The 20,908-nt window shown below is 65.4% G+C and carries 28 protein-coding genes; 14 read left to right on the forward strand and 14 right to left on the reverse strand.

Going from position 1 to position 20,908, the window contains the following annotated elements; genetic code table 11:
- Positions 1-45 precede the first annotated feature (45 nt).
- Entirely contained in the window at positions 46-660 is a 615-nt protein-coding gene (locus tag BB934_RS12770) for a pyridoxamine 5'-phosphate oxidase family protein (protein WP_099509964.1), read from the forward strand.
- A gap of 84 nt (positions 661-744) precedes the next feature.
- Positions 745-1,095, forward strand: coding sequence for a RidA family protein (locus tag BB934_RS12775; protein ID WP_099509965.1), 351 nt, complete (start codon positions 745-747; stop codon positions 1,093-1,095).
- Between the two features lie 68 nt (positions 1,096-1,163).
- Here the strand turns inward: BB934_RS12775 and BB934_RS50900 are convergent, their stop codons facing one another.
- The 4 genes from BB934_RS50900 to hslV all read right to left on the reverse strand — a co-directional run bounded on the left by BB934_RS50900 (position 1,164) and on the right by hslV (position 4,726).
- Complete coding sequence (locus BB934_RS50900; protein ID WP_237050269.1) at positions 1,164-1,706, reverse strand: BA14K family protein; 543 nt, start codon at positions 1,704-1,706, stop codon at positions 1,164-1,166.
- Positions 1,707-1,780: 74 nt separating this feature from the next.
- Positions 1,781-2,563 carry an endonuclease III domain-containing protein gene (locus BB934_RS12785; protein ID WP_099509966.1) on the reverse strand — a complete coding sequence of 261 codons (783 nt, stop codon included), beginning with the start codon at positions 2,561-2,563 and terminating at the stop codon, positions 1,781-1,783.
- A 252-nt stretch (positions 2,564-2,815) separates the two neighbouring features.
- On the reverse strand, positions 2,816-4,129 hold the full coding sequence (gene hslU, locus BB934_RS12790; RefSeq protein ID WP_099509967.1) for an ATP-dependent protease ATPase subunit HslU: 1,314 nt from the start codon (positions 4,127-4,129) through the stop codon (positions 2,816-2,818).
- A 66-nt stretch (positions 4,130-4,195) separates the two neighbouring features.
- Positions 4,196-4,726, reverse strand: a complete 531-nt coding sequence (gene hslV / locus BB934_RS12795) for an ATP-dependent protease subunit HslV (RefSeq protein WP_099509968.1) — start codon at positions 4,724-4,726, stop codon at positions 4,196-4,198.
- Positions 4,727-4,905: 179 nt separating this feature from the next.
- Between hslV and hisB the strand changes: the two genes are divergently transcribed.
- The 9 genes from hisB to BB934_RS12840 all read left to right on the forward strand — a co-directional run bounded on the left by hisB (position 4,906) and on the right by BB934_RS12840 (position 11,088).
- The gene (gene hisB / locus BB934_RS12800; protein WP_099512820.1) at positions 4,906-5,493 is read left to right on the forward strand and encodes an imidazoleglycerol-phosphate dehydratase HisB; all 588 of its coding nucleotides are present in this window, start codon (positions 4,906-4,908) and stop codon (positions 5,491-5,493) included.
- Positions 5,494-5,706: 213 nt separating this feature from the next.
- Positions 5,707-6,198: a DUF2628 domain-containing protein gene (locus tag BB934_RS12805; protein ID WP_099509969.1), complete on the forward strand. Its 492-nt coding sequence runs from the start codon at positions 5,707-5,709 to the stop codon at positions 6,196-6,198.
- Positions 6,195-6,845, forward strand: a complete 651-nt coding sequence (gene hisH, locus BB934_RS12810; protein ID WP_099509970.1) for an imidazole glycerol phosphate synthase subunit HisH — start codon at positions 6,195-6,197, stop codon at positions 6,843-6,845. The genes BB934_RS12805 and hisH overlap by 4 nt, the downstream gene beginning before the upstream one ends.
- Positions 6,833-7,585, forward strand: coding sequence for a 1-(5-phosphoribosyl)-5-[(5-phosphoribosylamino)methylideneamino]imidazole-4-carboxamide isomerase (gene hisA / locus BB934_RS12815; RefSeq protein ID WP_173909451.1), 753 nt, complete (start codon positions 6,833-6,835; stop codon positions 7,583-7,585). The genes hisH and hisA overlap by 13 nt, the downstream gene beginning before the upstream one ends.
- Positions 7,585-8,388, forward strand: coding sequence for an imidazole glycerol phosphate synthase subunit HisF (gene hisF / locus BB934_RS12820; RefSeq protein WP_099509972.1), 804 nt, complete (start codon positions 7,585-7,587; stop codon positions 8,386-8,388). The genes hisA and hisF overlap by 1 nt, the downstream gene beginning before the upstream one ends.
- Positions 8,389-8,447: 59 nt before the next feature.
- Positions 8,448-9,197, forward strand: coding sequence for a type I methionyl aminopeptidase (gene map, locus BB934_RS12825; protein WP_099509973.1), 750 nt, complete (start codon positions 8,448-8,450; stop codon positions 9,195-9,197).
- A gap of 7 nt (positions 9,198-9,204) precedes the next feature.
- Complete coding sequence (locus BB934_RS12830) at positions 9,205-9,525, forward strand: phosphoribosyl-ATP diphosphatase (protein WP_099509974.1); 321 nt, start codon at positions 9,205-9,207, stop codon at positions 9,523-9,525.
- 19 nt (positions 9,526-9,544) lie between these two features.
- Positions 9,545-10,522 (forward strand): type I pantothenate kinase, encoded by a 978-nt coding sequence (gene coaA, locus BB934_RS12835; RefSeq protein WP_099509975.1) that lies wholly within the window; start codon positions 9,545-9,547, stop codon positions 10,520-10,522.
- A gap of 44 nt (positions 10,523-10,566) precedes the next feature.
- A complete protein-coding gene (locus BB934_RS12840; protein WP_099509976.1) occupies positions 10,567-11,088 on the forward strand; it encodes a YidH family protein in 522 nt (173 codons plus the stop codon).
- A 264-nt stretch (positions 11,089-11,352) separates the two neighbouring features.
- Here the strand turns inward: BB934_RS12840 and BB934_RS12845 are convergent, their stop codons facing one another.
- The 5 genes from BB934_RS12845 to BB934_RS12865 form a co-directional block, all read right to left on the reverse strand.
- The gene (locus BB934_RS12845; protein WP_099509977.1) at positions 11,353-12,354 is read right to left on the reverse strand and encodes an adenosine kinase; all 1,002 of its coding nucleotides are present in this window, start codon (positions 12,352-12,354) and stop codon (positions 11,353-11,355) included.
- Positions 12,355-12,651: 297 nt separating this feature from the next.
- Positions 12,652-13,065, reverse strand: a complete 414-nt coding sequence (locus BB934_RS12850; protein WP_099509978.1) for a helix-turn-helix domain-containing protein — start codon at positions 13,063-13,065, stop codon at positions 12,652-12,654.
- Positions 13,049-13,633 carry a Smr/MutS family protein gene (locus BB934_RS12855; protein ID WP_099509979.1) on the reverse strand — a complete coding sequence of 195 codons (585 nt, stop codon included), beginning with the start codon at positions 13,631-13,633 and terminating at the stop codon, positions 13,049-13,051. The genes BB934_RS12850 and BB934_RS12855 overlap by 17 nt, the downstream gene beginning before the upstream one ends.
- The gene (gene mltA / locus BB934_RS12860) at positions 13,630-14,745 is read right to left on the reverse strand and encodes a murein transglycosylase A (RefSeq protein ID WP_237050270.1); all 1,116 of its coding nucleotides are present in this window, start codon (positions 14,743-14,745) and stop codon (positions 13,630-13,632) included. The genes BB934_RS12855 and mltA overlap by 4 nt, the downstream gene beginning before the upstream one ends.
- A gap of 50 nt (positions 14,746-14,795) precedes the next feature.
- The gene (locus BB934_RS12865) at positions 14,796-15,518 is read right to left on the reverse strand and encodes a Tim44/TimA family putative adaptor protein (RefSeq protein ID WP_099509981.1); all 723 of its coding nucleotides are present in this window, start codon (positions 15,516-15,518) and stop codon (positions 14,796-14,798) included.
- Positions 15,519-15,794: 276 nt separating this feature from the next.
- On the opposite strand from BB934_RS12865, the gene secB reads away from it, so the two are divergent.
- The 3 genes from secB (at position 15,795) to BB934_RS12880 (ending at position 17,189) form a co-directional block, all read left to right on the forward strand.
- Positions 15,795-16,277, forward strand: a complete 483-nt coding sequence (gene secB, locus BB934_RS12870) for a protein-export chaperone SecB (RefSeq protein ID WP_099509982.1) — start codon at positions 15,795-15,797, stop codon at positions 16,275-16,277.
- A gap of 236 nt (positions 16,278-16,513) precedes the next feature.
- Positions 16,514-16,876: a type II toxin-antitoxin system RelE/ParE family toxin gene (locus BB934_RS12875; RefSeq protein ID WP_099509983.1), complete on the forward strand. Its 363-nt coding sequence runs from the start codon at positions 16,514-16,516 to the stop codon at positions 16,874-16,876.
- Between the two features lie 85 nt (positions 16,877-16,961).
- On the forward strand, positions 16,962-17,189 hold the full coding sequence (locus BB934_RS12880; protein ID WP_335645619.1) for a helix-turn-helix domain-containing protein: 228 nt from the start codon (positions 16,962-16,964) through the stop codon (positions 17,187-17,189).
- A 62-nt stretch (positions 17,190-17,251) separates the two neighbouring features.
- Here the strand turns inward: BB934_RS12880 and dnaQ are convergent, their stop codons facing one another.
- From dnaQ to BB934_RS12905, 5 genes are read right to left on the reverse strand one after another with little or no spacing between them, the layout of a single operon-like run.
- Entirely contained in the window at positions 17,252-17,974 is a 723-nt protein-coding gene (dnaQ, locus tag BB934_RS12885) for a DNA polymerase III subunit epsilon (RefSeq protein ID WP_099509985.1), read from the reverse strand.
- Between the two features lie 15 nt (positions 17,975-17,989).
- Positions 17,990-18,595, reverse strand: coding sequence for a dephospho-CoA kinase (gene coaE, locus BB934_RS12890; RefSeq protein ID WP_099509986.1), 606 nt, complete (start codon positions 18,593-18,595; stop codon positions 17,990-17,992).
- On the reverse strand, positions 18,592-19,440 hold the full coding sequence (locus BB934_RS12895; RefSeq protein WP_099509987.1) for a shikimate dehydrogenase: 849 nt from the start codon (positions 19,438-19,440) through the stop codon (positions 18,592-18,594). The genes coaE and BB934_RS12895 overlap by 4 nt, the downstream gene beginning before the upstream one ends.
- Before the next feature lie 12 nt (positions 19,441-19,452).
- The gene (locus tag BB934_RS12900; RefSeq protein WP_099509988.1) at positions 19,453-20,073 is read right to left on the reverse strand and encodes a Maf family protein; all 621 of its coding nucleotides are present in this window, start codon (positions 20,071-20,073) and stop codon (positions 19,453-19,455) included.
- Between the two features lie 4 nt (positions 20,074-20,077).
- Positions 20,078-20,908 (reverse strand): pyruvate, water dikinase regulatory protein, encoded by an 831-nt coding sequence (locus tag BB934_RS12905; RefSeq protein WP_099509989.1) that lies wholly within the window; start codon positions 20,906-20,908, stop codon positions 20,078-20,080.

Raw genomic sequence — 20,908 nt, forward strand, 5'->3', positions numbered from 1 at the left:
ACGATCCCTGGACGGGTTCCGGCCCCAGGGCCCCCTCAACGAGACATGTCGCACCTCATCACCACCATTGCCGACCTCGAATCCCTCTACGGCGAAGTCAACAAGGGCTCGCTCCTGAAGGAGACGGACCGGATCGTGCCCGAATACCGCGCCCTGATCGAGGCCTCACCCTTCCTGGCGCTCGCCACCCGGGGGCCGGAGGGGCTCGACTGCTCGCCGCGCGGCGACGGGCCGGGCTTCGTGCGCGTCCAGGACGAGAAGACCCTGCTGCTGCCCGACCGGCGCGGCAACAACCGGATCGATTCGCTCAAAAACATCGTGCGCGATCCGGGCGTCGCCCTGCTGTTCCTGATCCCCGGCATCGGCGAGACCCTGCGCGTCAATGGCCGAGCGGCGATCTCGGTCGAGCCTTCCCTGCTGGAGAGCTTCTCCGTCGACGGCAAAGCACCGCGATCGGTGATCGCGATCACGGTGGAGGCAGTGTTCTTCCAATGCGCCCGGGCGATCCTCCGCTCGGAACTGTGGAATCCGCAAAAGCATGTGGCGCGCGGCTCGCTGCCGAGCGCCGGCCGGATCCTCGCGGCCCTGTCGGATAACGAGGTTGGCGGCGACGCCTACGACAAGGAACTGCCGGGACGGCAGCGTACGAGTCTTTATTGAATTCGGGCAGGATGCGCTTGACCTGAGCCCCCCTGCCCCCGAAAAAGGCAAACCGCTGGTTCTGGAAAGGCACAAGGACATTCCATGACGATTCAACGCATCAAGCCCGGCCCGCGCATGAGCGGCGCCGTCATTCACGGCAACACGGTCTACCTCGCCGGCCAGGTCGCCAACCAGAGCGCCGGGCAAAGCGTCACCGAGCAGACCAAGGAAATCCTCGCGATCATCGACAGCCTGCTGACTGAAGCCGGCACCGACAAGTCGAAACTCCTGATGGTCAATATCTGGCTCACCGACATGAGCACGTTCCAGGAAATGAACGCCGTGTGGGATGCCTGGGTCTCGGCCGGCAACACCCCCGCCCGCGCCACCGTCGAGGCGAAGCTCGCAGCCCCCGCCTTCAAGGTCGAGATCGCCGTCATCGCGGCCAAGTAAGCCTTACGAACCAAGCCAAAAAAGGAGCGGGCCGAATGGCCCGCTTCGTTCATCCGCTCATCCGATTCCTACGGGCAGCGATGGCGACGGCCATCATTGCCGAGATAGGTGCCCGAGCCCGGATCGTAGGACCGGAAGCGCTGAGCGCAGTAGGAGACGGCATTGTTGGACTGCGCGATGGCGCCGCTGACGATGGCTCCCGTCGCCAGACCGATGGCGCCGGCAGCGGCTGCCGAGCCATAGCCGTAGTTATAGCCCGAACCGTAATAGCCGTAACGGGGGCCGTAGTAGCGCCCGCCATAATACCGACGCCTATAATTCTCACGATTCACATAGGGACCACCGCGGTACACGCCGCCGCGATAGACCTGGCGGCCGCCATATGCGCCGCCGCGATAGACATTACGAGAGCCACGATACCCGCCGCCGCGCGAGACATGGCGCCCGCCGCCCCGGCGTTGCACGTACTCGGCCTGCACCGTGCCATCCTGGATCGCTGCGACCAGTTCGCTCACGGGCGCGGTCTGCGTTTGAGCGGCCGAGGCCGGAGCGGTGAGGCCAAGGGCGCCGAGCGCAGCCGTGGCCGCGACAGCCATGAAGAATTTACGCATGGGACAATTCCTCCAATCTTGGAATAGCGAACGCCGCAGAGCTGCAAGTCGTTCCGTATCCTAGGAATTTTGAGTCATGTCTCGCGGGAACGTGAGGAGCCCGGATCGTGAACCGGGGCCCCATCCTTGCGGCGCGCGGCGCGCCGCTCGTCCGTGTTTCCATGCATTCTTCCCTGCCCGGTCGGGCAGAGATCAAGAATGGCGCAGCGCCCGCAGGCCGGGCTCGTGAAGAAACAGCAGCGCTGGCCGTGGATCATCATGACTTCGTGGTGGTCGTAAACCGCCTGCGCATCCCAATCCCCCGGCAGGAGCGCGGCAAGCGCCACATGGGACGGCCCGACATTCATCGATTGCGCAATGAGCCCGGTGCGCTGGGCGACGCGGTGATGGTGACTGTCGACGGGAAGCGCGGCCTTGCGCAGCACCGAGAACGACAGCACGGCCGCGCTCGTCTTCGGCCCGATGCCGGGAATGCTCTCGAGCCACGCCCGCGCTTCCGCAACCGGCATGGCGCCGAGGAAGTCGAGCGAGAGCCTGCCGTGACGTTCCGAAACGGCGCGCAAAACCGCCTGCAGGCGCGGTGCCTTCTGCTCGGGCCAGGTCACGCCCTGAATCGTCTCCTCCACCTCTGCCGTCGGCGCTTCCGTCATTGCCTGCCAATCGGGGTAGCGTGCTTTAAGCGCCTTGAAGGCACGGCCCGAATCCGCGTTGCGGGTGCGGTGGGAGAGGAGCGACGAGACCAGTTCGCTCACCGGATCGAGATTGTGAAAATAGGGGATCGGACACTCGTAGACCGCGCAGAGGCGCTGGTGGATCGCCAGTGCCTTGTGCTTCAGGTCTTCCAACTCCGGATTCATCCCGATGCAAGTCGCGAATCGGGAGGGTGGTTCCACCAACCTCTCGTCATGGCCGCACTTGTTGCGGCCATCCACGTCTTGGAAACTACTGCGGCGCAAAGACGTGGATCCCCGGAACAAGTCCGGGGATGACGGTGGTGGTGTCATTCCCGGCCGGAGCGCAGCGAAGGGGAAGGGAATCCATAGCACTGTGCCTGATCGTGGATCCCCTTCCCGGCCTTACGGCCGCCGGGGATGACAGCGCGTATATCGCTACAATATGAACCGGCTCAGGTCGGTGTTCTTCGCCAAGCTCTCCACTTCGCCGCGCACGTAAGCGGCGTCGATGGTCACCGTTTCGCCCGAGCGGTCGGGTGCGGTGAAGGAGACGTTGTCGAGCACGCGCTCCAGCACCGTCTGCAGGCGGCGCGCGCCGATGTTCTCGACCGAGTTGTTCACGTCGACGGCCACTTGCGCGAGCGCATCGATGGCATCGTCCGTGAAGACCAGGCTCACGCCTTCCGTCTGCATCAGCGCGACCGACTGCTTGATGAGGCTCGCCTCGGTCTCGGTGAGGATGCGCTTGAAATCCTCCACCGTCAGCGGCGAAAGCTCGACGCGGATCGGCAGCCTGCCCTGCAGTTCGGGCAAGAGGTCGGACGGCTTCGACACGTGGAAGGCACCGGATGCAATGAAGAGGATGTGGTCCGTCTTCACCGGCCCGTATTTCGTCGAGACCGTCGTGCCCTCGATCAGCGGCAGCAGGTCGCGCTGCACGCCCTCGCGCGAGACGTCGGCGCCGGTGCGGCCTTCGCGGCCGGCGATCTTGTCGATCTCGTCGAGGAACACGATGCCGTTGTTCTCGACCTGGCGCAAAGCCTCCTGGACGATGGCATCCTGATCGATCAGCTTGTCGGCCTCCTCCATGACGAGCGGCTCATAGGCCTCGCTCACGGTGGTGCGGCGGGTCTTCGCACGTCCGCCGCCGAAGGCCTTGCCGAACATGTCGGAGAGGTTGATCGCGCCCACCGATGCGCCGGGCATGCCGGGGATCTCGAACATCGGCATCCCCTGCCCTCCGCCCGATTGCAGCTCGACCTCGATCTCCTTGTCGTCGAGTTCGTTGGCGCGCAGCTTGCGGCGGAACGAATCGCGGGTGGCGGCGCTGGCCGTCGAGCCGACGAGGGCATCGAGCACACGCTCTTCCGCCGCGATATGCGCCTTGGCCTGCACCTGGCGGCGGCGCTCCTCCTTCACGAGGCCGATGCCGATCTCGACGAGATCGCGCACGATCTGCTCCACGTCGCGGCCGACATAGCCGACCTCCGTGAACTTGGTCGCCTCGATCTTGATGAAGGGCGCGCCCGCGAGCTTGGCGAGACGGCGCGAAATCTCGGTCTTGCCGCAGCCCGTCGGGCCGATCATCAAGATATTCTTCGGCGCCACCTCTTCGCGCAGCGCGCCTTCGAGCTGCTGCCGGCGCCAGCGGTTGCGCAGGGCAATGGCGACCGCGCGCTTGGCGTCGTTCTGGCCGACGATGTAGCGGTCGAGTTCGGAAACGATTTCGCGGGGAGAAAACGTGGTCATGAGATGTCTTGGCTCAAAGGGTGATCGTCATCCCCGGACTTGTCCCGAGGACGGCCATGCGGGTGGTCAATGTTCGTCAAGCGTTTCGATGACGATGTTCGCATTCGTGTAGACGCAGATCTCGGCGGCGATCCCGAGCGAGCGGCGCACGATGGCTTCCGCATCCATGGCGGAATCGGCAAGCGCCCGCGCGGCGGCGAGCGCGTAATTGCCGCCGGAGCCGATGGCCATGATGCCGTTTTCCGGCTCCAGCACGTCGCCAACGCCGGAAAGGAGCAGGCCGACATCCTTGTCGGCCACCAGCATCATCGCCTCGAGGCGGCGCAGGTACCGATCGGTGCGCCAGTCCTTGGTGAGCTCGACGCAGGCGCGGGTGAGCTGGCCCGGATATTGCTCGAGCTTGGCCTCGAGGCGCTCGAACAGGGTGAAGGCATCGGCCGTCGAGCCGGCGAAGCCGCCGATCACCCCGCCCTTGGCGAGACGCCGGACCTTCTTCGCGTTGCCCTTCACCACGGTCTGCCCCAGGCTCACCTGACCGTCGCCGCCGATGACGACGCGGCCGCCCTTGCGGACCATGAGGATCGTGGTGGCATGCATGCGGGGGGTGGCGTCTTCGGACACGGGAAAAGGACTCCGGCAGGCGGGAAGGATCGGGGGCGCTAAGGGCCGTTTCAAGGCCTGACTTAATCATTCATCGGGCAAAAGCAACGCGGGTGGCGTTTCTCGTCGCGGCTTGCTAGAAGGCCTCGTCACTTGTTCCGCAGAGGATTTTGATGATGCGCTCCGCGAGCGTCAGCCGTCGCACCGCCGAGACCGATGTCGCCGTGTCGATTGCCCTCGACGGCACCGGCAAGGCCGAGATCTCCACGGGGGTCGGCTTCCTCGACCATATGCTCGAACTGTTCGCCCGACACGGTCACTTCGACCTCTCCGTGAAGGTGACTGGCGACCTGCATGTGGACCAGCATCATACGACAGAGGACACCGGGATCGCGCTCGGCCAGGCTATCTCCAAGGCGCTTGGCGATAAAAAGGGCATCACGCGCTATGCCGACATCCATCTCCCGATGGACGAGACCTTGACGCGCGTTGCGCTCGACATATCGGGCCGCCCCTTCCTCGTATTCCGGACCACTTTCCCCACGGAAAAGATCGGCGTCTTCGACACCGAGCTGGTGCGCGAGTTCCATCAGGCCTTCGCCATCAATGCGGGCCTGACGCTGCATGTGGAGACGCTCTACGGCGAGAACAGCCACCATATCGCCGAAAGCTGCTTCAAGGGCCTGGCACGAGCCTTGCGTCAGGCCGTGGCACTGGACCCGAGGGAAGAGGGCCGCGTTCCCTCCACCAAGGGTACGCTCTAGTTAAGCAAGAGAAGGCCGTCCGGCGGGACCGTTGTCGCCACTTCTCCGGACGGGGCTAGCGCATCGTGCGGAAAAGTGGTTCCGGTTTTCGCTGACGCGGCCCTCTGGGTCCGCTCCGAACGATGCGCTCTTTAAAGAGTGGAGCATCGGACTGGATCCCAAAAGTGGACCCACTTTTGGGATCCAGTCCGATGCTCGAGAGGGAACGTCGCCATGACCACCTTTACCCTGCACTTGGCACGCGATGCGCGGCCGGGTGATCCGACAGCCTTGGACGAGTCCGAGCTGGTGAAGGACGCCTTCTCCTGGGGCGCCTTCTTCTTCACCTTCCTGTGGTTCTTCTACCACCGGCTCTGGCTTGCCGGCATCGGCGTGCTGGTCCTCGTCGTCGCCTTCGGGGGCCTCATGGCCGTGCTCGACGTGCATCCCCTCGCCGGCACGATCGCGCAACTCCTGCTGCAGGTGTTGATCGGACTCGAGGCCAACAGCCTCAGGCGCTGGACCCTGACGCGCCGCGGCCGTCCCATGGTCGATGCAGTGACGGCGGCCGACCGGGACGAGGCCGAGGCCAGGGCCTTCGCCCGCTGGCTCGAGGCGAGGCCCGCCGCCCTGCCCCGCAGCCCGGCGCCCTCGGCCGTCTTGTCGACTCCCAGGCGGTCGGAGCCGGTGATCGGCCTCTTCCCCGATGCGGAGCGTCCCCGGTGAGCGTCGTCATCATCGATTACGGCTCCGGCAACCTGCACTCCGCCGCCAAGGCCTTCGAGCGCGCCGCGCGCGAGGCGGAGCTCGATCTTTCCATCGCCGTCACCTCCGACCCGGATCTCGTCGCAAAAGCCGAGCGGATCGTGCTGCCGGGCGTCGGCGCCTTCGCCGATTGCCGCCGCGGTCTCGATGCGGTGCCCGGCATGGTCGAGGTGCTGCAGCGGCGGGTGCACGAGGACAAGCGTCCTTTCCTCGGCATCTGCGTCGGCATGCAGCTCATGGCCACAAGAGGCCTCGAGCACACCACGAGCTATGGCCTCGACTGGATCCACGGCGACGTGAAGGCGATCGCGCCGAGCGACCCGTCGCTCAAGATTCCGCATATGGGCTGGAACACGCTGGAACTGGCGAAGCCGCACCCGCTGCTCGACGGCATTCCCACCGGTCCCGACGGGCTGCACGCCTATTTCGTGCATTCCTACGCGCTGACGCCTAGCGATCCAGGCGACGTGGTCGCCACCGCCGATTACGGCGGTCCGGTCACCGCCATCGTCGGGCGGGACAATCTCGTCGGCACGCAATTTCACCCCGAGAAGAGCCAGGCTCTCGGCCTCAGGCTCATCGCCAATTTTTTAAGGTGGCGCCCGTGATCCTTTATCCTGCCATCGACCTCAAAGACGGCCGCTGCGTCCGCCTCGTTCAGGGCGACATGGATCAGGCGACCGTGTTCAACGACGATCCGGCCGACCAGGCCGCGATCTTCGAACGTCAGGGCTTCGAGTGGCTGCACGTGGTCGATCTTGACGGAGCGTTCGCCGGAAAGCCGATGAATGCTTCCGCCGTCGAAGAGATTCTGACGCGCGTCAAGATTCCCGTACAGCTCGGCGGCGGCATCCGTGACATGAAGACCGTGGAGGGCTGGCTGGCGAAGGGCGTGTCCCGCGTCATCATCGGCACAGCCGCCGTGCGCGATCCCGCCTTCGTGCGCGAGGTCGCCCGTCTCCATCCGGGCAAGATCGCGGTCGGCATCGACGCCAAGGACGGGCTCGTCGCCGTGGAGGGCTGGGCCCAGACCTCGACCCTCTCGGCCGAGGAGCTCGGCCGGAGATTCGAGGATGCGGGCGTTGCCGCCATCATCTACACCGACATCGCCCGCGACGGCATTTTGAAGGGCCTCAACTTCCCGATGACCTTGGGCCTTGCCCGCGCCGTCTCGATCCCGGTCATCGCCTCGGGCGGCCTCGCCTCCATGGCCGATATCGAGCGGCTTACGGAAGCCGATTGCGCCGTGCTGAACGGCGCCATCTCCGGCCGCGCCCTCTATGACGGCCGCATCGACCCGCAGGAGGCGCTGGCGCTACTGAAAGCGGTTCGTAAGGAATCCGCCTGATGCTCAAAGTCCGTCTCATCCCCTGCCTTGACGTCAAGGACGGGCGCGTCGTGAAGGGCGTGCAGTTCGTCGATCTCGTCGATGCGGGCGATCCCGTGGAAGCGGCGAAGGCTTACGACGCGGCCGGGGCCGATGAGCTCTGCTTCCTCGACATCACCGCGAGCCACGAGGCGAGGGGGATCCTGCTCGATGTGGTGCGGCGCACCGCAGAGGCCTGCTTCATGCCGCTCACCGTCGGCGGTGGCGTGCGGACCGTCGAGGACATCCGCAGGCTGCTGCTTGCCGGCGCCGACAAGGTCTCGATCAACACCGCCGCGGTGAAGAACCCGGATTTCGTGCGCGAGGCGGCGGAAAAATTCGGCAACCAATGCATCGTCGTCGCCATCGACGCGAAGAAGGTCTCGGGGACAAGCGAGGAGCCGCGTTGGGAAATCTTCACCCATGGCGGGCGCAACGCCACCGGCATCGACGCCATCGCCTTCGCCCGGCAGGTGGCGGCGCTCGGGGCAGGGGAGCTTCTGGTCACCTCCATGGACCGGGACGGCACCAAGGGAGGCTACGACCTCGCGCTCGTGCGCGCCATTGCGGATGCGGTCTCCGTGCCGGTCATCGCCTCCGGCGGCGTCGGCAATCTCGACCATCTTGTCGACGGCGTCGAAAACGGCCATGCCAGCGCCGTTCTAGCGGCTTCCATCTTCCATTTCGGCACGCACACGATCGGGGAGGCGAAGAGCTACATGGCGGAGAGGGGCTTGAGGATGCGGCTGGACGAACCGGCGCAGGCCACGGCCAATCGGCATTGAACGCGGTTTTTCGTGGTAATCGCAGTCGACCATCCCAGATAAGATAAGGGTTTTACTGAATGACGATCTCCAGCGAGGATGATTTGAACAAGCTCCAGGACATCGGCAAGATCGTCGCCAATACCCTTGAGGCCATGGCTGCGACGCTGGAGCCCGGAATGACGACGGCGGAGCTCGACATGATCGGTCGTCAATTTCTCGAGAAAGCTGGCGCTCGGCCCGGTCCGGAACTGACATATGACTTTCCGGGTGCAACCTGCATCAGCGTGAACGAGCAGATCGCCCACGGCATTCCCGGATCTCGCCGGATCGAGGCAGGCGACCTTATCAACATCGATATCTCGGCGGAAAAGAACGGCGTCTATGCTGATACCGGCGCCTCTTTCGCAGTCCCGCCGACCACAAATGCCATGAAGAGGCTATGCCGGGACGGACGGCGCGCGATGTGGGTCGGTTTGCGTCAGGTCGGCGCTGACAAACCGATTGCAGGAATCGGTCAGGCCATCGGGAAGTTTGCGCATAAGAACGGTTATACCCTGGTTCGTAACCTGGCGAGCCACGGCATTGGCTACTCTCTTCATGAAGAGCCGGGGGAAATCCCCACTTGGCCGGATCGCTCGGAGCGGCGGATCATGAATGAGGGCATCGTCTTTACGGTCGAACCCTTTCTTTCGCTGGGTGCGAACTGGGCAACAGACGGCGATGATGAGTGGACCCTGCTCAGTGACCCGCGCGCGCCAACAGTCCAATACGAGCATACGGTTGTCGCCACCCGTAACGGTCCTCTCGTCGTAACGCTGCCGGGCTAGTGCAAATATGACCTCCTTCACCCTCAACGACCTCGCCCGCATCGTCGCCGAGCGCGCTGCGGCGCCGCCAGCCGAATCCTATACGGCCAAGCTCATCGCCGGCGGGCCCGCAAGGGCAGCCAAGAAGCTGGGGGAGGAGGCGGTGGAGGCCGTCATCGCCGCCGTCGAGGGCGACCGGCAGAACCTCACGGCGGAAGCGGCGGACGTGCTGTATCATCTTTTGGTCGTGTTGCAGGGCGCAAACATTCCTCTAATTGACGTCATGGCCGAACTGGAGCGCCGCACGGCGCAGTCGGGTCTTGCGGAGAAGGCCGCGCGCAGGACCTAAATGGAAAGAGGTGGTTCGCATGGACCAGCCCAACCTGATGTCCGCCGACGAGGACGATGACGGGCTGTCGCCCTACCGCACCTTCCTGCGCGACGAATGGGCGAAGCTGCGTGCCGATGCGCCGATGACGCTCGCCGCCGACGAGGTGGTGCAGCTGCAATCCCTCAACGACCCGATCTCGCTCGACGAGGTCGCGGCGATCTACCTGCCGCTCTCGCGCCTTCTGTCCCTCTACGTCGCGGCGACGCAGGGGCTGTTCAAGGCGACCCAGCGCTTCCTCCTCGCGGAGCATCAGGAAAAGGTGCCCTACATCATCGGCGTGGCGGGCTCGGTGGCGGTGGGCAAATCCACCACCGCCCGCGTGCTCAAAGCGCTTCTCGCCCGCTGGCCCAACACGCCGAAGGTCGACCTCGTCACCACCGACGGTTTCCTCCTGCCCAATGCCGAGCTGACGCGGCTCGGGTCCATGGAGCGCAAGGGCTTTCCGGAGAGCTACGACACCGGCAAGCTCCTGCACTTCCTCGCCGACATCAAGGCCGGCAAGCGCAACGTGAAGGCACCGCTCTATTCCCACCTCGTCTACGACGTGGTGCCGGGCGAGGAAACCGTGGTCGACCGGCCGGACATCCTCATCGTCGAAGGGCTCAACGTGCTCCAGCCGGCCCGCATGCCCAAGGACGGAACGGCCATTCCGTTCGTTTCCGACTTCTTCGACTTCTCGGTCTATATCGACGCGGACGAGGAGGACCTGCACCGCTGGTACGTCAACCGCTTCCTGCGCCTGCGCCACACCGCCTTCCGCGATCCGCTGTCCTATTTCCGGCGCTATGCGGAACTGCCGGAGGCCGCGGCGATCGCCACCGCCGACGGCTTGTGGAACCGGATCAACCTGCCGAACTTGCGCGACAACATCGTGCCCACCCGCCAGCGGGCGAGCCTGATCCTGAAAAAGGGCCCAAGCCACCGCATCGAGACGGTGGCGCTGCGGCGGCTGTGACGACCTTTTCCGAACCGTGAGCGTTGTGCCTCCGAGGAGGATGCATGACGACACCGCCGGTCGAGGAAAAACTCAAGCGAACCGCCGAGCACGCGAAGGAAGCGGCGGCGCAGACCCAGGAAGCCGCCGAGCAGACGCAGGAGGCAGCCGAGCACACGCAGGCCGCCGCCAAGACCACCGCCACAGCCAGCGTGCAGATGAAGGACAGCGCCGACCGGCGCACGGAACTGGCCGCCAACCGCACGGTCTTCGCCGCCGAGCGCACCTATGCCGCCTGGGTGCGCACCGGGCTTGCCGCGCTTGCGTCCGGCATCGGCGCGAAGAAGCTGCTCGAGGGCGTCGTGCCGGACTGGATGATCGTCTCCACCGGCTCGATCCTGGTGTTCTTCAGCGCCTTCTGCTTCGCGGCCGCCGTGTGGCGTCAGGTGTTCACGGGCTCGCAGCCGCCGCAGCCCGATGTGAAGCGCATCCCGCCGATCCTGCTGGTGATCTTCAACGGCTTCCTGGCGCTCGTCGCGCTCGCCGCCCTGCTCAGCATCTGGTTTGGGCGCACGGGAGGGGATTAGCGCATTTTCTCCTCCCCCTCGCGGGGAGGAGTCGGAGGTGGGGGTGGTTCGACCGGGTGAGACCCTTGAGGCACACTCTTTACGTCATGGCCGGCCTGGTGCCGGCCAGCCCGTTGTGAAGAGCGCTGCGCTACTCCTCATCGAGATCACCGGCATGAGGCCGGTGATGACGTCGAGAAATTTACGAAGCGCAACGCTCTGACTTTTCGACCCCCACCCTCGATCCCTCCCCGCAAGGGGGAGGGAAGAGCGCGTCGCGTAACATCAGCCCAACAACCCTTCCTGCTGCGCCAGGTCGCGCAGATTCGCCTGCGGCCGGGCGCCGAGGTGGCTGATGATCTCGGCGGCGGCGAGGCCGCCGAGGCGGGCGCAATCGGCGAGGTCGAGGTTTTTCACCAGGCCGGCGAGGAAGCCGGAGGCGAAGAGGTCGCCGGCGCCGGTGGTGTCGACCACGCGCTCGACGGGGAAGGCGGGCACGGCCTTCGTCTCGCCGTGGGTCACGATCAGCGCTCCTTGGGCCGAGCGGGTGATCGCGCCGAGCACGTTTTCCTCACGCAACGCAGCCAAGGCGGTGTCCGCGTCGGACGTGCCGTAGAGGCTCTGCAGCTCGTGGATATTGGCGAAGAGGATGTCGAGGCTGCCGTCGCGCATGAGGCCCAAAAACTCGTCGCGGTAGCGGTCGACGCAGAAGGCGTCGGAGAGGGTGAGCGCGACCTTGTTGCCGGCCTCGTGCGCAATCTTCACGGCCTTGCGGAAAGCTTCCTTCGCCGCCGGCGGATCCCAGAGATAGCCTTCGAGGTAGACGATGCTCGAAGCGCGCACCGTCTCCGGGTTGACGTCGTCGGGCGTCAGGTTCTGGCAGGCGCCGAGATAGGTGTTCATGGTGCGCTCGCCATCCGGCGTCACCAGGATGAAGCTGCGGGCAGTGGCGGGGCCGTCCTCGGCGAGCGTCACGTCGTAATGCACGTCGATGGCCCTAAGGTCGTGGGCGAAGAGCTTGCCGGTCTCGTCGTTCTTCACCTTGCCGATGAAGCCGGCCTTGACGCCGAAGGAGGCGACGCCCGCCGCGGTGTTGGCGCCCGAGCCGCCCGAGACGATCACCGCCGGGCCCATATCGCCGTAGAGCTCTTCCGCCCGCGCCTCGTCGATGAGCTGCATGGCGCCCTTGTGCACCTTCTTCTGCAGCAGGAAGGCCTCGTCCGTATGGGCGAGCACGTCAACGATGGCGTTGCCGAGAGTGAGGACGTCGATACGGGTCTGGGACATGAGCCACCGGGGTTATGAAATGACGGGGCGCTTTCGCATCCGGGGCAGGGGAGGTCAAGGACTGAGGCGCCGCAGCGGTCTGACTGGGTGAGCAATGCTTGAGTCAGACGCAGGCCCACCTCTCCTTGAGGGAGAGGTCGCGCCGGAGGCGCGGGTGAGGGGTTAGTGTCCTCTCCGGAGAGCACTCTCCCTCTCACCCTCGCTGCGCTCGACCTCTCCCCACCGGGAGAGGTGATACGCGGTATCCGCGTCGTGCTTTCTGGATGAAGGCAGCACTCCGATCTTGCGAGTTGCCCCTCATCCCATCTCTGAGCGGGAGAGGGGATGCTCTTCTATAACAGCCCCTCGCTCCCGCTCCTGAGCCCGGTCGAGCACCGCGAGCAGCGCCTCCAGCTCCTCCGGCGTCAGCGTGCGGATTTCCCGCGCCAGGCGGTTGGCGAGCAGGGTGGCCTTGGGGTCGGTGTTGGCTGTGTCGATCCTCACCCGCGGATCGGAGAGATCGGAGAGGCGGGTGAGCTCGTCGGCCTCGTCCCAGATGATGTGAAAGTACTGCAGCACGCCCTGGATCAGCGTCCAGGTCGGCTTGCCGCGCTCGCCGCGTTCCAGCGCCGAAAGATAGGCGCTCGACACGCCGAGATGCGCGGCCATGTCCTTCAGCATCCGCCCGCGCTCGCGGCGCAGCTGCCGCACCCGTTCACCGAAGGGAGTCATCGCCCGATCCCGCACCCCGCCGCCGGCGGAGCCTGACATAGATTGCACCGGATCCGCCATGCTGGGGAGAGGCCTCCTCGAAGCCGATCACCAGGGGCCGCAGATCGGGCAGGCGCAGCCAGTGCGGCACCATGCGCCTGAGCACCCCGCGCTCCTCGAAAATGCCGAACCCGGCCGCCGCGCCGCCCTTGCCGGTGATGACGAGAACGAGCCCGTAGCCGGAGCTTTGCGCCCGGTGGAGGAAGTGCAGGAGGGCGAAATGCGCCTGCTCCTGGCGCATGCCGTGCAGATCGATGACGCTGTCCACATCCTTGCGGCCGCGGCGCAGGGCCTGGAGCGTCTTGCGCTCTACGGGAGCGAGCGGCGGCATGACCGGTTTGGCGGGAGGCGGAAGAGGGGGCAGGCTCGGTGCGACGGCAAGCGGAGCGGGTGCCGTCGCAGGCTTTTCCTCGGGCTCCGGCTCGGGCGGCGGCAGCTTGCCCTTCATGGGTTTGACGTTCCGGGCCACATGGGACCAGAGCCGCTTCTCCTCGGAGCTGAGCTGGCGGGTACGGCGGCCTTTGCTCATGAACGGGGTTTCGGCCGCAGGACCACGAAGCGTACGGGATGGCGCAGGAGCCCGGCGCGACGCCCCGCCTCCTCGCCGCTGCCGAAGAAGAAATCGCCTCGCGCCGGCCCGACGATGGCCGAGCCCGTGTCCTGCGCGATCATCAGCCGCTGCAGGGGCTCGGCCGTGTCGAGCGTCAAGGGCAGCTGCCCATCGAGCCAGATCGGCAGGCCGTAGGCCCAGAGCGAGCGGTCGACCGCAAGGCTCCGGCCGGGAACGAGCGGGATGCCGGCGCCGCCGATGGGCCCGTCCTCCGGGGCGAGCTCGCTCGCCTCGCGGAAGAAGATGTAGGATTCGTTCCGGCGCATCAGGGCCTTGGCCGGTTCCGGATGATCCTTGAGCCAGCCCATGAGCTTTGCCAGCGTCATGGTCTCCAGGTCGATCTCGCCCTGCTGCACCAGCAGGCGGCCGATGGAGGTATAGGGCCGTCCGTTGCGCCCGGCATAGGCGACCCGCATCACCGAGCCGTCGCCAAGGCGGATGCGGGCCGAGCCCTGCACATGGATGATGAAGGCCTCGCCCGGCTCGCTTAAGAAAACGATGGGCCTGGCGCGCGGTCCCAGCGCCCCTTCCTCGATGGCGGCGCGGTCGGGATAGGGTTCGTAGCCGCGACCCGTGCGCCGCGCGGCCTGCAGGCCCGGCTCAAGGCCCGGCAAGGTTTCGCCCTGCGCAACGGTGACGAGATCCTCGGGCCGGTCGAGCAGAGGAACGCGATAGGTCGCATCGGGCGTGCGCGAGCCCTGGAATTCGGGTTCGTAATAGCCGGTGAGAAAGCCGCTGCCCGCATGCGGCGTGACCGCGACAGGCTCGAAATGCGTCTCGAAGAAAAGCCGTGCCTCGGTCTTGCCGGGATCCGGCGTCTTCAACGCCTCGCGGCAGATGGCGAGGAGATCCGCCTGCGGTGCCTGCGCCGGGCGTAATGCAGAGGCACTGGCGTCGAGCGCCCGGCAGGAGCGCAGGAAGGCATGGTAGGCGGCGGCGTGATCGTCCTTTGCCCAACCCGCAAGCGCCGCGAAGGGCACAGGCTCGAGGCGCGCCTGTGCCTCAAGCGCCGATCCGGCCGCGGCGGACATGCTCAGCGTCCAGAGAAAAGAGCAAGCGAGAAGAGCCCGCCCGACATGCCTCATTGCCCCGCTTCGGTCGCCACGAGCTGCCAGTTGGGGTCGCGGCTGCCTAAGGAGCGGGCGAAGGTCCACACGTCGGTGACGTCGGACACCGCCTCGGGGCTCCCGTCGACCACGCTGCCGGAGGCATCGCGGGTGGCGGAGATCAGCTTGGACAGGAAGCGCACCACGATCTGGGCCGTCTTGCCCTGCAGCTCGGCGCCGGCGAGCTCGGCCTTGTCGATGGAGACGAAGGTGGTTTCGACCGTCTCGCCGCGGCGCTCACGCTCGGTGATCGCGCGCTCGAAGCCTTCATAGACCTCGCGGGAGAGCAGATCCTTCAGGGTCTTGCGGTCTCCTTGAGCGAAGGCGGTGACGATCATCTCGTAGGCCGACTTGGCCCCTTCCAGAAACTCCGACGGATTGAAGCTCGGCTCCAGGCGCACGATGCCGTCGAGGGCGGCAGCCGTGGGCGTGCCGGGCTCAGTGATGCCCTTCCAGCGCTCGGACGGGGCGACCTCGGCGGTGGGACGGGCCTCGGCGGCGCCGGGCAGGCGCACCACATTGTGATCCGGCTCGGCAGGTGCGTTGCCTGGACGCAGGGGCGCATCGCGGCGCGAGAGCGGATCGAAGGGCGGCTGCTCACTGCCGGTCTTCTGCCCCAGGACGGAGCGGAGACGCCAGATCACGAAAACGGCGAGTACGATAAAAATAAGGGTCGTGATGTCGAAGGAATCCTGCATCGTCGATCCGTTGTGAGCCCCCCGCGCCCGGTTGCCGCCGGGCGTTGTGCCGAGGAGGCGAAGGTGTCATCCTTCGCATATGGGGTCCTGAGGTCGTAACATCCACCTCCTCCCCCGACAAGCGAATGCATCGGCTCAATCTTGCCTCGGCCAACCTTGCTTCGGCTATGAGAAGCTGGTAGCGCGGGGCCCATGGCCCGAAGCGAGCCGGCGCTTTGCTTTACAAAGTGTTCCGTCAGGGCCGGACGAGACACCCCCTTAGGGAGCATGAAACCCATGGCCGAGAATCCGGCATCCAACGGAGCGCCCGCGCTCAACGCGCTTGCGCAATACTGCAAAGATTTTTCCTTCGAGAATCCCAACGCCCCGCGCTCCCTGCAGCAGCAGGCGGAAGGCCCGCAGATCAACCTGCAGGTCAACGTGAACGCCAAGCAGCTGGCCGAGGCCGATTTCGAGGTCGACCTGACCCTCGAGGGCGATGCCAAGATCGGCGGCAAGGAAGTGCTGTTCGCCTTCGAGCTGACCTATTCCGGCGTGTTCCGCATCCAGAATATCCCGCAGGAGCAGCTGCACCCGGTGGTGATGATCGAGTGCCCGCGCCTGCTCTTCCCCTTCGCCCGCCAGATGGTGGCCGAGGCGGTGCGCAACGGCGGCTTCCCGCCCCTCTATATCGACCCGATCGACTTCGTCGCCCTCTACCGCCAGCGCGCTGCCGAGGTGCAGGGCCAGCAGAATGGCGAAGGCCAGACACTGTCGTAAGACGAGATTTCGAAGGCGCCTAAACTGGGTTGTTCAGTGAGAGGGTGGAGCGGGAGACTGCTCCACCCTTTTTGTTGTCTGCTCGGCCAAGCGACCTCGCTTGAAATATAGCCCTAAAGACTATAGATTGGCGCCGTCGCTTGGCTGCTGCCTCGCGGCCAGCACGCACTTCCAGAGGACGCTAAATGCTATGAATAAACAACATTTCTGGACGGCTCGTGCGGGGCGGGGGTCCAATGAAAGTCTACAAACTGAAAGATTTCGCCAAACAGGCGCGTAAGAGCAAGATCAGCGATGAGGAGTTGAGCAACGCAGTCGCTCGGGCCGAGAAGGGATTGGCCGATGCTGTAATCGGAAAATTTCTGATCAAGCAGCGTGTCGGGCGCTCCGGCGACTACCGCACGATCATCGTGCACAAGCACGGTGATCGTGCCGTGTTCGTGCATATGTTTCCCAAGAACGCGCAGGCCAACCTGACCTCGGCCGAAGAGAAGATCTACCGCGAGGCGGCGAAGACGCTGGCGGATCTCGGTGACACACACATCAAGGCATTGATCGACGCCGGAGACTGGATCGAGATTGATTATGAGCAGCAATAGAAAGACATATCGAAGCGATCCTCTTCGGTCGGTTCATCTGGCGATGAAAGGACTTCACAAGGTCGGAGCGATCGACAAGGCGACGATGCGCCACTTTGATGTGGCTTGTCTCACTGCGGTTGATCCTGTTGCGCCGGACGATGTGAAGCGGATCCGGGAAAAATCCCATATGAGCCAGGCGACCTTCGCGAAGGCCCTCAATGTAACGGCCGCCATGGTCAGCAAATGGGAGCGCGGAGAAAAGAAGCCTACAGGTTCGGCACTGAAGCTGCTGACGCTGGCGGACAAGAAGGGGATCGAGACCATTCTCTAGGACTGCTTCAGGACTATTGTCCCGAAGACGATAGCCGACGGAAATAGCATTCCGGTAGCGTTCTAGGACGCCTCGGATGCAGTCTCGCCGAGATAGTCACGCCAGAGAGCATTCTCTCCGAGCGACTCGATGAAGGCTGCATGGGCTGCGCGCTCGGCATCGGTCAGGCGTGAGATCAGGGTCCGGGGGCGGGCTTCGCGGCCGGCCGCTTCCGCCTGCATAAAGGCGCCGGCCCGGGCAGCGGGCTGCATCGACAGGTCGAAGCCGACCTGCCGGCCGCCGATCAGCTCGATATAGACCTCGGCCAGGATCTCGGCATCGAGAAGCGCGCCGTGCTTGGTGCGCTTGGAATTGTCGATGCCGTAGCGGGCGCAGAGCGCATCAAGGTTGTTCGCAGCGCCCGGATGCTTGCGGCGGGCCAGCGCAAGGGTGTCGACCGCCTCCGCCAGCTTGAACTGCCGGTGCCCGGTGCGGGCGAATTCCGCATTGAGGAAGCCGATATCGAAGGCCGCGTTGTGGATGACGAGACGCGCATCGCCGATGAAATCGGCAAACTCGTCCGCGATGGCAGCGAAAACCGGCTTGTCGGCGAGAAACTCGTTGGAAAGGCCGTGCACCGCGAAGGCGCCGGGCGCGACCGGGAATTCAGGGTTGATGTAGACGTGATGGTTCCTGCCCGTCGGGATATGGTTGAGGAGCTCGACGCAGCCGATTTCGATCACCCGGTCGCCCTTGGCATGGTCGGTGCCGGTGGTTTCGGTATCGAGTACGATTTCACGCAACATCAGGAAAACTCATCATCAAAAACGGTGACGCCGTCCCGGCCTTCCGGCGAGACAGGCGAGAATGGATCGCACCTGGGCTTCGGCCGAGGCGAACCCCCGTCCCGTATCGACCAGGAAATGCGCGCGGGCACGCTTGTCCTCGTCCCTCATCTGCTTGGCCAGGATGGCAGAAAACTTTTCCTCCGTCATGCCGGGACGGGCGAGAACCCGATCGCGTTGCACAGAAGATGGTGCCGTCACCACGAGAACTGCATCGCAGCGCCGCTCGCCGCCTGTCTCGAAGAGGAGGGGAATGTCGAGGACGGCGACGGGCGCAAGGGCCGATACCCTTTTGAGAAAGTCATCCTCCTCCTCGCGCACCAGCGGATGCACGATGGCCTCCAGCCGCTTCATGCGCTCGGAATCGTTGAAAACGGCAGCCCCCAGCTTCGTCCGGTCGACGATGCCATCGCCGACGGTGCCGGGAAATTCCTTCTCGATCGGTGCCGCGGCGCGGCCGCGATAGAGCCGGTGCACGGTGGCATCCGCATCGTGGACCGGGACGCCGAGCCGGCGGAAGAGATCGGCGGTCGCCGATTTTCCCATGCCGATGGAGCCGGTGAGCCCTAGCACGAAGGTCATCCTTGACCCTCGATATCGGCGAGGATCAGGGCCCGCAGCTCCGGCGTGACCTGGGGCCTCACGCCGAACCAGCGCTCGAAGCCCGGCACCGCCTGGTGCAGCAGCATGCCCAGCCCGTCGACAATTCTCAGATCCCGGGCCGCGGCGGCGGCGAGAAGGGGCGTCTGCAGGGGAACATAGACGATGTCCGCCACGGCGGCATTGCGCGGAGCGCGGCCCAGATCGAGGGCGAGAGGCGGCTGGCCCGCCATGCCGAGCGACGTGGTGTTGACGATGAGACGGGCATGCGGAATCACCCGCCCGAGAGCCTCCCACGCGGACGTCTCCAGACCGACCCGGCTGCCCGGCCTAAGTTCGCGGACCAGGTCTTCCGCCTTGGCGAGCGTGCGGTTCGTGACGAGAATGCGCTTCAGGGGTCGGTCCTGCAGGCCGGCCACCACCGCGCGGGCGGCGCCTCCTGCACCGATCACGAGAGCCGTATCCACATCCTGTTCCCAGCCTGTCCCCAAGGTCGCATCGAGATGGGCCATGAAGCCTGCGACATCCGTGTTGTCGCCCCAGAGCAGACCGTCCTCGACCCAGAGCGTGTTGACCGCCTTCACCCGCTCGGCCCGCGCCGTCCTGCGATCGACGCCGGCAAAGGCCGCCTCTTTGTGCGGGATGGTGACATTGCCGCCGGCAAAGCCGCGTGCCGCAAAGCCGCGCAGAAAATCCCCGAAATCCACAGGCGCCACGTCGATACGCTCATAAGACCCGTCGAGGCGGTATTCCTTCAGCCAATGACCGTGGATCAGCGGCGAGCGGGAATGCTTGATCGGATGGCCGGTGACGAAGGCCTTCGTCATGAACTCATATCCTCAAAGGCTCAGGCAGCCGAGACGGCGTAAGGCGGCGAGCAGCGGAAGGAGAGGGAGCCCTAGGATCGTCGAATGATCCCCCTCGACCGTCTCGAACAGATGAACCCCGAACCCTTCGACCTGGTAAACGCCGACGCTTTTGAGCACATCGGGCCCGGCGAGGTCGAGATAGAGATCGACCGCCTCCTCCGTCAAAGGCCGCATGGCGAGATAGGCACTGCTCGAGAACCGCTCGACCACTTGCCCGCCGATGGCGAGGCTGCCGGCGGAATGGAGAGCATGGGAGCGTCCGGACAGCTTCATCAGTTGCGCCCGTGCGGCTTCCCGGTCCGCCGGCTTGTGAAAAATCTCGCCGGCGGCACCCTCGAGCACCTGGTCGGCCCCGAGCACTACCCGCTCGGGATGGCGGCGGCTGACGGCGAGGGCTTTTTCGTCCGCGAGACGCTGGGCGAGCGCCGGCGGATCGAGCCGTTCCTGCTCTGCCGCCGCCTCGACGGCGCGTTCGTCGAGGCCGGAATTCTGCGTTTCCACGGCAATCCCCGCGCTGACCAGCAGGGCGAGGCGGGTCGCACTCTTCGAGGCGAGGAGCAGATTGTCGGAGGGGGTCCAAAGCGACGGCATGACCTTACTCCGCGATGAAGCGCAGGCGGTGGTCGCGATAGAGATCGATGATCGCCGCCGCCGTCTCCTCGATGGAGCGGCGCGTCACGTCGATCACCGACCAGCCGTTGCGGGCGAAAAGCCGCCGGGAGGCTGCGAGCTCCTCCGCCACCGCGTCGCGATCCACGTAAGACGTGTCGTCGTCGGCGTTGAGGCTGAGGAGACGGTTCTGCCGGATCTGCACGATACGCTCCGGCGTCGCGACGAGCCCGACAATGAGCGCTTTGCGAGCTGTCCCGAGAACGGCGGGCGGCGGCACGCCGGGGACGAGCGGGATATTGGCGGTCTTGAGGCCGCGATTGGCGAGGTAGATGGCGGTCGGCGTCTTCGAGGTGCGGCTCACGCCGACCAGGATTACATTGGCTTCGTCGAGATCGTGCGGCAGGTGCCCGTCATCGTGGAGGAGGGTGAAGTTCATGGCGTCGATGCGCTTGAAATATTCCGCGTTCAGCATGTGCTGCGCACCGGGCCGCGCCGTCGAATGGGTGCCGAGATAGGAAGAGAGCAGGGCGTGGACCGGCTCGAGCACCGAGAGATGCGGCGAGCCCGTGTTGCGGCAAACCTCTTCCAGCCGGTGCGCCAGGTCCTGCTCGACCAGGGTGTACAGCACGATGCCGGGCGCGGTTTCGATCTCGCTGATCACGCGCTCGAGCTGGGTGTTCGAACGCACGAGGGGATAGACATGCTCGATGGCGGCAACGCCTTCATATTGCGCGACGACCGCGCGGGCGACGGTGATGAGCGTTTCGCCCGTCGAGTCGGAGACGAGATGGAGATGGAAATAGCTGCGTCCCAC

It is taken from the genome of Microvirga ossetica, from assembly GCF_002741015.1.
GTDB classification, from domain to species: domain Bacteria; phylum Pseudomonadota; class Alphaproteobacteria; order Rhizobiales; family Beijerinckiaceae; genus Microvirga; species Microvirga ossetica.

Coding starts and splice junctions, on each gene's coding strand:
- BB934_RS12770 (WP_099509964.1), top strand. CDS start 46: ATGTCGCACCTCATCACCACCATTGCCGACCTCGAATCCCTCTACGGC.
- BB934_RS12775 (WP_099509965.1), top strand. CDS start 745: ATGACGATTCAACGCATCAAGCCCGGCCCGCGCATGAGCGGCGCCGTC.
- BB934_RS50900 (WP_237050269.1), bottom strand. CDS start 1,706: ATGCGTAAATTCTTCATGGCTGTCGCGGCCACGGCTGCGCTCGGCGCC.
- BB934_RS12785 (WP_099509966.1), bottom strand. CDS start 2,563: ATGAATCCGGAGTTGGAAGACCTGAAGCACAAGGCACTGGCGATCCAC.
- hslU (WP_099509967.1), bottom strand. CDS start 4,129: ATGACCACGTTTTCTCCCCGCGAAATCGTTTCCGAACTCGACCGCTAC.
- hslV (WP_099509968.1), bottom strand. CDS start 4,726: ATGCATGCCACCACGATCCTCATGGTCCGCAAGGGCGGCCGCGTCGTC.
- hisB (WP_099512820.1), top strand. CDS start 4,906: ATGCGCTCCGCGAGCGTCAGCCGTCGCACCGCCGAGACCGATGTCGCC.
- BB934_RS12805 (WP_099509969.1), top strand. CDS start 5,707: ATGACCACCTTTACCCTGCACTTGGCACGCGATGCGCGGCCGGGTGAT.
- hisF (WP_099509972.1), top strand. CDS start 7,585: ATGCTCAAAGTCCGTCTCATCCCCTGCCTTGACGTCAAGGACGGGCGC.
- map (WP_099509973.1), top strand. CDS start 8,448: ATGACGATCTCCAGCGAGGATGATTTGAACAAGCTCCAGGACATCGGC.
- BB934_RS12830 (WP_099509974.1), top strand. CDS start 9,205: ATGACCTCCTTCACCCTCAACGACCTCGCCCGCATCGTCGCCGAGCGC.
- coaA (WP_099509975.1), top strand. CDS start 9,545: ATGGACCAGCCCAACCTGATGTCCGCCGACGAGGACGATGACGGGCTG.
- BB934_RS12840 (WP_099509976.1), top strand. CDS start 10,567: ATGACGACACCGCCGGTCGAGGAAAAACTCAAGCGAACCGCCGAGCAC.
- BB934_RS12845 (WP_099509977.1), bottom strand. CDS start 12,354: ATGTCCCAGACCCGTATCGACGTCCTCACTCTCGGCAACGCCATCGTT.
- BB934_RS12850 (WP_099509978.1), bottom strand. CDS start 13,065: ATGACTCCCTTCGGTGAACGGGTGCGGCAGCTGCGCCGCGAGCGCGGG.
- BB934_RS12855 (WP_099509979.1), bottom strand. CDS start 13,633: ATGAGCAAAGGCCGCCGTACCCGCCAGCTCAGCTCCGAGGAGAAGCGG.
- mltA (WP_237050270.1), bottom strand. CDS start 14,745: ATGTCCGCCGCGGCCGGATCGGCGCTTGAGGCACAGGCGCGCCTCGAG.
- BB934_RS12865 (WP_099509981.1), bottom strand. CDS start 15,518: ATGCAGGATTCCTTCGACATCACGACCCTTATTTTTATCGTACTCGCC.
- secB (WP_099509982.1), top strand. CDS start 15,795: ATGGCCGAGAATCCGGCATCCAACGGAGCGCCCGCGCTCAACGCGCTT.
- BB934_RS12875 (WP_099509983.1), top strand. CDS start 16,514: ATGAAAGTCTACAAACTGAAAGATTTCGCCAAACAGGCGCGTAAGAGC.
- BB934_RS12880 (WP_335645619.1), top strand. CDS start 16,962: ATGCGCCACTTTGATGTGGCTTGTCTCACTGCGGTTGATCCTGTTGCG.
- dnaQ (WP_099509985.1), bottom strand. CDS start 17,974: ATGTTGCGTGAAATCGTACTCGATACCGAAACCACCGGCACCGACCAT.
- coaE (WP_099509986.1), bottom strand. CDS start 18,595: ATGACCTTCGTGCTAGGGCTCACCGGCTCCATCGGCATGGGAAAATCG.
- BB934_RS12895 (WP_099509987.1), bottom strand. CDS start 19,440: ATGACGAAGGCCTTCGTCACCGGCCATCCGATCAAGCATTCCCGCTCG.
- BB934_RS12900 (WP_099509988.1), bottom strand. CDS start 20,073: ATGCCGTCGCTTTGGACCCCCTCCGACAATCTGCTCCTCGCCTCGAAG.